The 8,404-nt window shown below is 68.4% G+C and carries 8 protein-coding genes and 1 pseudogene; 7 read left to right on the plus strand and 2 right to left on the minus strand.

The annotated features are described in order from the left end of the window. The 3 genes and pseudogenes from ACFU8Q_RS35985 to ACFU8Q_RS35995 all read left to right on the plus strand — a co-directional run. A pseudogene (locus ACFU8Q_RS35985) lies at nt 1–93 on the plus strand (cyanate hydratase); the annotation flags it as partial. A gap of 132 nt (nt 94–225) precedes the next feature. Continuing rightward, on the plus strand, nt 226–723 hold the full coding sequence (locus ACFU8Q_RS35990) for a nucleoside deaminase (RefSeq protein WP_384462687.1): 498 nt from the start codon (nt 226–228) through the stop codon (nt 721–723). Between the two features lie 368 nt (nt 724–1,091). Further along, complete coding sequence (locus tag ACFU8Q_RS35995; protein ID WP_384462688.1) at nt 1,092–1,538, plus strand: Crp/Fnr family transcriptional regulator; 447 nt, start codon at nt 1,092–1,094, stop codon at nt 1,536–1,538. 182 nt (nt 1,539–1,720) lie between these two features. Here ACFU8Q_RS35995 and ACFU8Q_RS36000 read toward each other — a convergent pair whose 3' ends face one another. Together ACFU8Q_RS36000 and ACFU8Q_RS36005 are read right to left on the minus strand one after the other, a co-directional pair. Continuing rightward, nucleotides 1,721–2,494, minus strand: a complete 774-nt coding sequence (locus ACFU8Q_RS36000; protein ID WP_384462690.1) for a VOC family protein — start codon at nt 2,492–2,494, stop codon at nt 1,721–1,723. Between the two features lie 63 nt (nt 2,495–2,557). After that, nucleotides 2,558–3,121 carry a hemerythrin domain-containing protein gene (locus tag ACFU8Q_RS36005; RefSeq protein ID WP_384462693.1) on the minus strand — a complete coding sequence of 188 codons (564 nt, stop codon included), beginning with the start codon at nt 3,119–3,121 and terminating at the stop codon, nt 2,558–2,560. 412 nt (nt 3,122–3,533) lie between these two features. On the opposite strand from ACFU8Q_RS36005, the gene dnaK reads away from it, so the two are divergent. The 4 genes from dnaK to ACFU8Q_RS36025 form a co-directional block, all read left to right on the plus strand. Continuing rightward, nucleotides 3,534–5,405 (plus strand): molecular chaperone DnaK, encoded by a 1,872-nt coding sequence (gene dnaK, locus ACFU8Q_RS36010; protein ID WP_384462696.1) that lies wholly within the window; start codon nt 3,534–3,536, stop codon nt 5,403–5,405. Beyond that, nucleotides 5,402–6,022 carry a nucleotide exchange factor GrpE gene (gene grpE / locus ACFU8Q_RS36015; protein WP_384462699.1) on the plus strand — a complete coding sequence of 207 codons (621 nt, stop codon included), beginning with the start codon at nt 5,402–5,404 and terminating at the stop codon, nt 6,020–6,022. Before dnaK ends, grpE begins: the two co-directional genes overlap by 4 nt. A gap of 34 nt (nt 6,023–6,056) precedes the next feature. After that, the gene (locus ACFU8Q_RS36020) at nt 6,057–8,132 is read left to right on the plus strand and encodes a SpoIIE family protein phosphatase (protein ID WP_384462703.1); all 2,076 of its coding nucleotides are present in this window, start codon (nt 6,057–6,059) and stop codon (nt 8,130–8,132) included. A 202-nt stretch (nt 8,133–8,334) separates the two neighbouring features. After that, nucleotides 8,335–8,404 (plus strand): helix-turn-helix domain-containing protein (locus ACFU8Q_RS36025; protein WP_384462706.1); only part of this gene is annotated, 70 nt, incomplete at its 3' end.

Below are 8,404 nucleotides of genomic sequence, written 5' to 3' on the forward strand. Positions count from 1 at the left end.
AAGCTCGACGTCAAGAAGGTCGCCGACCCCGAGGGCGGCGAGCGCGCCGTCATCACCCTCGACGGCAAGTACCTGCCCACCAAGCCCTTCTGACCTTACGTCAGCGCATATCAGCGGCCCATGACGCGGCGGGCCGGAACGGAATTCCCGGCCCGCCGCCCGTGCCCGCTTCCTGTGCCCGTGACACAACACACCAGCAGAACACCCCATTCCGGAGGACATCCCATGGACTTCGTGCAGCACACCATCGATCTCGCCCGCAAGAACGTCGAAGAGGGCGGGCGCCCCTTCGCCACCGTCATCGTCAAGGACGGACAGATCCTCGCGGAGAGTGCCAACAAGGTCGCGCAGACCACCGACCCCACCGCCCACGCCGAGATCCTCGCCATCCGCGAGGCCTGCACCAAGCTCGGCACCGAGCACCTGGTCGGCACCACCATCTATGTGCTCGCCCATCCGTGCCCCATGTGCTTGGGCTCGCTGTACTACTGCTCCCCCGACGAGGTCGTCTTCCTCACCACCCGCGACGCATACGAGCCGCACTACGTGGACGACCGCAAGTACTTCGAACTCGACACCTTCTACGACGAGTTCGCCAAGGACTACGAGCAGCGCCGGCTTCCCATGCGCTACGACCCGCAGGACTCCGCCGTCGACGTCTACCGGCTTTGGCAGAAGCACAACGGCGGCAACCGGCGAATCGAAGGAGCACCGACCGTCTGAGTCCGAGGCTCCGATGCCCCTTCCACCGGGGCGGCAGGGCCCGCCGGGTGACCGGCCCGGCCGTCCACACCCTGGTCGCGGGAGGTCCAGCGCCCGCCACACACCGTCACCCAGCTACTCCGACGCTGTCACGGCAGCGGTACAGGACAACCCTGCTCTCGCGGGCGTCGGTCGCGTACTTCTGCCGTGATGGGGAACAACTCCTCTACGAGAGGTCGGCAGAACCTCGTGACCGCACGAGCCGACGCGCTCGGGCCATGTCCATCGCATGCCGCGTCCCACGGGCTCATGCGATGCCGTGCCGGGCACGCCGTACGGCAGCAGGAGGTTCCGCCCTCCGCAGAGCCGCTCCTCGGAGGAGTTCTCCGATGACCACCACATTCAAAATCACGTCTCTGTCGCCCGCACACCGCGACCATCTCCTGAGCCTTGCCGACAACGTCTTTTTCCCCGCCGGACACCGGCTCTTCGAGGAACACACGACTGCCGACCACTTCTGGATCATGAAGACGGGCACCGTGACCCTCGACTCGCAGCTCCCCCACCGGCGTCGCGCGGAAATCGAGTCCCTGGGGCCGGGCGAGCTGATCGGGCTGTCCTGGCTCTTCCCGCCCTTCGAGTGGGAGCTCGGAGCCGAGACGGTGAGCCCCGTCCGCGCCTATCAATTCGACGCATCCCAGATCCGCGCACTCTGCCGGTCGGACCCCGAATTCGGATTCGCGATCAGCCAATGGGTCGGCCTGGTACTCACCCAACGGCTGCACGCGACGCGCGGCCGATTGCTCGACCTCTACGAATCCGCCGCGCGGGCCTGAGAGGTCCCTGGGGTCTCGATGTAATGCCCGTGGTCGCCGCCGGGGCACCGCGGGAGTACGTCGGACGGCCGTCCGGGGACGGGAGCGGGATTCGGATGTTCCCGGATTCGAGTGTTCGCGGATTCGAGTGTTCGCGGATGCGCTGTTCCCGCCCCGTCAGTCGTCCCCGTCAGTCGTCCCCGTCAGTCGTCGGACACCGTGAAGAGTCCGCCGTCCGGGTCGCGGATGACGAAGGCGTCCTTCGCGGAACCGGCGAGCGAGGGTATCGGTGAGGAGTCGCCCCCGGCCTCGATGGCGGCCGCGGCGGCCTCTTTGCTGTCCTGGACGTGGAAGTCGACGTTCCAACGGGGCCTGATCTTCGGGTCCGGGGCGGTTTCGATGCCTCCGCCGCGCAGGGTGGCGACGGTGTCTCCCGCGAGTTGGACGAGGACGTGGTCCTGCGCGTAGTCGACCGTGCAGCCGCCCGGCGGTTGGGCCCAGTCGAAGACCTCGGCGTAGAAGATGGCGGCCTCGAACGCGTGGCGTGTCTGCAGGTCGAGCCGGGCGGGAGCGCTGCCCCGCCCCACCGACCAGGCCAGGGCCGGGCCTTCCCAGAAGCCGAAGACGGCCCCGTCCCGGTCGGCGGCGAGAGCGGCGCGCCCCGCGCCGAGCTTCAGCGGACCGATCGCGAGCGTGGCGCCGCGTTCCCGGACCCGGTCGGCCGTCTCGTCGGCGTCGCGGACGGCGAAGTACGGGGTCCAGACGGTGGGAGGGCCGCCGGGTGAGCAGGCTCCGATTCCGGCAACGGGTTCGCCGTGCGCCATGGCGACGGAGAAGTTGTTCCCGAGGGTGCTGGCACGGAATTCCCAGTCCATGACCTCGGTGTAGAAGGACTGAGCCGCGTGCAGATCGCGTGCTATCAGGTTCACCCAGCAGGGCGCCCCGGCGACCGGCATGATCCGTTCGAGGGCCGGCATTCGATGCTCCTTCCGGTGAACCAGTCGTGCGGGCGACGGGTGGCGAGGCGCGTGGCCCGGTCTTCAGGCTTTGGTGGTACGGCCGCTCAGCAGGTCGCGTACGCGGTCCACCAGCCCTGCGCCGGGGGCGAGCAGTTTGTTGGCGGGCGGGGTGTCGGGGAGCAAGGGGTGCGGGCGGGTGGGAGCCGTCTCCTTGGACCGGCGCACCAGCTCCCCCAGCTCGTCCAGCTTCTCGGGGGAACAGGACGCCGCGAGCCTCGGGAAGAGGTCGTGCTCCTCCTCGTCGATGTGGGAGGCAACCTCCGACTTCAGCTTCGCGACGGTGTCGTCGAACTGCGGATCATTGGCGTGCAGGCCTTCGAGGTCCTTGAGCACCTGCTCGACCTGGGCGTGTTCGGCGAGTTCCTCGGCCGCCAGCCCCTTCCCGTCGCGGACGTTTTTACGAAGGGCCGGAAACAGGTGCATCTCCTCGGCCACCGAGTGCCGCACCAGCTCCGCCGTCAGCCGGTTCGCCAGTGCACGCCGCTGCGGATGATCGACCGGCTGTGCCTCGATCCGGGCAAAGAGCTCCTCCAGCTCGCGATGATCGGCCGTGAGCTCAGCGATCACGTTGCCGCCGTGAACCATGACGGTCCCTTTCTCAGGTCGGGTTCGCCGCGCCTCGACGCGGCGTGCGAATGCTTCGGCCCATTCCCGTAACCGACCGTGCCCCTTCGCCACTCGGCCGACGAGGGACTGTGGAGGACGACCGGCAGGTCCGCTTCATGCCCTCACCGTGTACCCGGCGGAACATCACCGCACCCCGGAGCCGCTGCGTCCGCGCCCGATCCCGCATCGCCCGCCCGCACGCGGAACCACCGGCTCGACACCCTGCCGACGTCGACCGAATGACGGGAGCCGCCCACCGCCTCGCCCGCACCGCAAACATCGTCACCGCCTCGATCTGCCCATGCGCGTCAGCTCCATCCGGTTGTAAAATGTCGTCCAAAGGATGACAAATGCGATGTCATGCGGACGATGACGCGCAAAGGAGACAGCGATGGCGCGGGCAGTGGGCATTGACCTGGGAACGACGAACTCCGTGGTGTCCGCGCTCGAGGCCGGCGAGCCGACGGTCATCGCGAACACCGAGGGCGCGCGGACCACTCCGTCGGTAGTCGCCTTCGCGAAGAACGGCGAGGTACTGGTCGGCGAGGTGGCCAAGCGGCAGGCGGTGACGAACGTCGAGCGCACGGCGCGGTCGGTCAAGCGGCACATGGGGGATCCCCATTGGCGTTTCCCCGAGTCCGGCGACATCGACGGCAAGCGGTACACCGCGCAGGAAATCTCCGCTCGAGTGCTGCAGAAGCTGAAGCGGGATGCCGAGGCGCATCTCGGGGAGGACGTCACCGACGCGGTGATCACCGTCCCGGCGTACTTCAACGACGCTCAGCGCACCGCGACCAAGGAGGCTGGACAGATCGCGGGCCTGAAGGTGCTGCGGATCATCAACGAACCGACGTCCGCCGCGCTGGCGTACGGCCTGGACAAGGAGAACGACCAGACGATCCTCGTGTTCGACCTCGGTGGCGGCACCTTCGATGTGTCCCTGCTGGAGATCGGTGAGGGCCTGGTCGAGGTGAAGGCGACCAACGGCGACACGCACCTCGGTGGTGACGACTGGGACCAAGCAGTTGTCGACCACCTGGTCAAACAGTTCAAGAACGGCTACGGCGTGGACCTGTCCAAGGACAAGATGGCTCTCCAGCGTCTGCGCGAGGCCGCCGAGAAAGCGAAGATCGAGCTGTCGTCCGCGACGGAGACGACGATCAACCTGCCCTACATCACGGCGTCCGCCGAGGGCCCACTGCATCTCGAGGAGAAGCTGACGCGCGCCCAGTTCGAGCAGCTCACGGCGCCTCTGCTGGAGCGCTGCAAGGGTCCGTTCCACAACGCGATCAAGGATGCCGGGATCAAGGTGTCGGACATCGATCACGTGATTCTGGTGGGCGGTTCGACGCGGATGCCGGCGGTGACCGAGCTGGTGAGGGAGCTGACCGGCAAGGACCCGCACAAGGGTGTGAACCCGGACGAGGTCGTCGCCATCGGTGCCTCGCTCCAGGCCGGTGTCCTCAAGGGCGAGGTCAAGGACGTCCTGCTGCTCGACGTCACTCCGCTGTCCCTCGGTATCGAGACCAAGGGCGGCATCATGACGAAGCTCATCGAGCGCAACACCACGATCCCGACCAAGCGCTCCGAGATCTTCACGACGGCCGAGGACAACCAGCCGTCCGTCCAGATCCAGGTCTACCAGGGCGAGCGCGAGATCGCGGCGTACAACAAGAAGCTCGGAATGTTCGAGCTGACCGGCCTGCCGCCGGCCCCACGTGGAGTCCCGCAGGTCGAGGTCGCGTTCGACATCGACGCGAACGGCATCATGCACGTCACCGCCAAGGACCTCGGCACCGGCAAGGAACAGAAGATGACCGTCACCGGCGGCTCCTCGCTGCCGAAGGACGACATCGACCGCATGGTGCGCGAGGCCGAGCAGCACGCGGAGGAGGACCGTCGGCGCAAGGAGGCCGCCGAGACGCGCAACCAGGCGGAGGGGCTGGTCTACCAGACCGAGCAGCTGCTGCGGGACAACGCCGACAAGATCCCGGCGGATGTGCGTTCCGAGACCGAGGCCGCCCTGGCCGAGGTCAAGGAGAAGCTCAAGGGCGAGGACACAGCCGAGATCCGTACCGCCACCGAGAAGGCGGCGGCCGCCGCGCAGCGGATCGGCACCGCCCTGTACGCACAGGCGCAGGGCGGCCAGTCCACTGGCGGCGGTACGGCAGGCAGCGGCTCGCCCGGCGGCACGGACACCGGTGAGGAGGAGGTCGTCGATGCGGAGATCGTCGACGACGAGCAGAAGGGAGGCACGGGATGAACGAGAACCCGCACCTCCGGCATCAGGGTGAGCGGCCACTTGTGCTGGTGCGCGACTGGCGCGGGCCCGCCCCGGTCACCCTCCCGTCCCGGCGCCGCCGGGACGCGGGGACGGATCGGGCGCGAGCGGGAGCCGAAGGTGCACGGCTGGACGAGGCACGCACGCATGACGCACGGCGGCAGGAAGCACGACCGCGTGAGCAGATCGCGGAGTTGACCGCGGACCTGCAGCGGCTGAAAGCCGAGTACGACAACTACCGCAAGCGGGTGCGCCGCGACCGCCTGGCGATACGGGAGATCGCCGTGGCCAATGTCCTCACCGGTCTGCTTCCGGTCCTGGATGTCATGGAAGAGGTCCACCGGCAGGGCGACGACCACGGCGCAGCGGCCGTTCTCTCCGGCTCACTTCAGGACCGGCTCGCTGCCCTGGGCCTGCGAACCGTCGGTGCGGCGGGTGAACCCTTCGACCCCCACACCCATGAAGCGATCACGTACGACGCCTGCGGCGCGGCCCGTGAGGCCGTATGCACCGAGGTGCTGCGGCAGGGCTACCGGGTCGGCGACCACCTCCTGAGACCGGCCCAGGTGGCGGTGACTGGGCCCACCTCCGCGGCGTAGCCTCGCGTGCCGGCGGATGAAAGGAGCGCTCGGTATGAGCCAGGCGGAATCCTTCGGCGCCGACGACGACGCGCCCGACGCCCGACTGGAGCAGCCGACCGGCGTACTGGACTCGGTCCGTGTGGCGGTGGTGGCATTGGACGCCGCCGGGCGGATCGTGTTGTGGGGCCCGCAGGCCGAGGAACTGTTCGGCTACTCCGCGCAGGAGGTACAGGGCCGAAACGCGGCGCAGCTGCTGGTTCATGACCCGTACAGGGATCTGGTGACCGGCAAGTGCCGGACGATGGTCGAGACCGGCGAGGGCTGGGCCGGTGTCTTTCCCGTCCGGCACAAGGGCGGCGGTACCCGGCCGGTCGAATTCCACTGCGCACGACTACCGGTGGGGCAGGGGGAGTTCTACACGCTGGGCATCGTCACGGACGCGTCGAAACTGCGTGAAGTGGAACGGGACGTCGCGTTGTCCACGCAGCTGATCGCCCAGTCGCCGATCGGGTTGGAGGTGCTGGACACCGATCTACGGTATGTCGCCGTCAATCCGGCAATGGAACGGATGCACGGCCTGTCCGCCAAGGACCACCTCGGCCGGGGTTTCCGCGAAGTCCTGCCCTCCGTCAGTGTCGACGCGTCCGAGGCGGCGGTCAGGGAAGTACTCAAGACCGGAATCCCGCAAGTCGACAAGTACACCATTGGCCGCACCCCGGCCGACCCCGACACCGATCGTGCCTGGTCCGTCTCCGTCTACCGGCTGGAGGATCCCCATGGAGAGGTGCTGGGTGTCGCCACGTCGGTGGTGGAAGTCACCGATCGGTACGGCGCGATCTCAGCGGCGGCCCTGGCCCGGCAGCGCCTGTCCCTGATCGCCGAGGGCTCCGCCCGCATCGGCACCAGCCTGGAGATGGAGCAGACAGCCCGCGAGCTGGCCGGTGTCGTGGTACCCGAACTCGCCGACATCGCGGTCGTGGACGTACTCGACTCCGCCCTGGATGATCGCCGCCCCGCGACACCTGCCAACGGCCCGGCGCTCTTTCGCACCCTCGCCGTGGAGGCCGGCTGCCTCACCGAGGCGGCCCTCGCCGTGGGGATGGCCGACGACCTGGTCAGCTACGACGCCAACCGCCTGCCCACCCGGTGCGTACGGACCGGTCGCCCCGTCGTCGTGAAGCACGTCGACGAATGGGATCTGGCCCGCATCGCCCGTGACGCCGGATCCGCCGCTGTCCTGGCCAGCGCCGGTATCCATTCGTATCTCGCGATACCGCTGGCCACCCTGGGCGGGGCGTTCGGCGTCCTGGGCCTGATGCGCGGCCGCAATCCGGCCTCCTTCACCGAGGACGACGTCACTCTGGCGGGCGAGCTGGCCGGCCGGACCGCGGTGTCCCTCGACAACGCACGCCTGTACCAGAGCGTCCGCAACACCGCGGTGACGCTCCAGCGCAGTCTGCTGCCGCAGCCGGCGCCGCCCGAGCTTCTGGAGGTCGCCACCCGTTACGAACCGGCCGGAACCTCCACGGAGGTCGGCGGCGACTGGTTCGACGTCATTCCCCTCGCGGGGGACAGGACCGCGCTCGTGGTGGGCGACGTGATGGGCAGCGGCATCGACGCGGCCGCCGCGATGGGCCGCCTGCGCACCGCCACCGCCACTCTGGCCGGCCTCGACCTGCCGCCCGCCGAGGTATTGCGGCACCTCGACAGGATCACCGCGGGTCTGGAGCCGTACATCGCCACCTGCGTCTATGCGGAATACGACCCGCACAGCGACCGGTGCTGCATCGCCGCGGCCGGACACCTGCCCCCCGCACTGACACGCGCCGGTCAGCGCCCCGAGCTGCTCGACCTGCCCACGGGTGCGCCTCTCGGGGTCGGCGGCGTCCCCTTCGAGGCGGCCATCGTCCCCCTGCACCCCGGTGACCAACTGGTTCTCTATACCGATGGGTTGGTCGAAACACGCCGTGTTGCCATCGACGAGCGCCTGAACGTCCTCCTCGACGTGCTCGAGGGCCCCGACCGCTCGTTGGACGAAACCTGCGACCGGCTCCTGGACACGCTGCGCGATCCGGACGATCACGACGACGTGGCCATACTCATCGCCCGTCCCCGACAGCGCCCGTGACGAAACGGCCTGAGGGACCGAGCCGACCGTTGCGCGCGGAAGGACACCGGCGACACCGACGAGACATTCGTGATCGCTTCACGCGGGTCGTCGCCGTCGACGCGTACGGGAACACCTCCCCGGCCGCGTCACTGACGTTCGGCAAGTAGTAGAGGCTCACCAACTTCATTAGCGATCCCTAGTGTTGTGTATGATTGTGCGCATGGAGTTGTTGCGCATGTCCAAAGCCGCAGAGCGTCTGGGCATCCATCCGATGACGCTTCGTCAGTGGG

This window comes from Streptomyces sp. NPDC057543 (assembly GCF_042801895.1).
In the GTDB taxonomy this organism is placed as follows: domain Bacteria; phylum Actinomycetota; class Actinomycetes; order Streptomycetales; family Streptomycetaceae; genus Streptomyces.